1 pseudogene is annotated in these 228 nt (G+C 42.1%); it reads left to right on the forward strand.

What is annotated here, in order from left to right:
* A pseudogene (locus tag CD111_RS12485) lies at positions 1-228 on the forward strand (hypothetical protein); the annotation flags it as partial.

Below are 228 nucleotides of genomic sequence, written 5' to 3' on the forward strand. Positions count from 1 at the left end.
TCCTGATCTCGATGGCGATGGTATCAATAATAAAGATGAAGAAGTTGCAGGTACAGATCCAACAAATCCTGATTCTGATGGAAATGGTACACCAGATGGAGATGAAGATGCGGATAATGATGGCATTCCAAATAAAGAGGAATCTGATCCGAACGGTACAACAGTAACGGATAAAGATAACGATGGAAAGCCTGATATCACGACACCTAAGGTGACAGACACTGATGG

It is taken from the genome of Mammaliicoccus stepanovicii (assembly GCF_002902525.1).
Lineage (GTDB): Bacteria > Bacillota > Bacilli > Staphylococcales > Staphylococcaceae > Mammaliicoccus > Mammaliicoccus stepanovicii.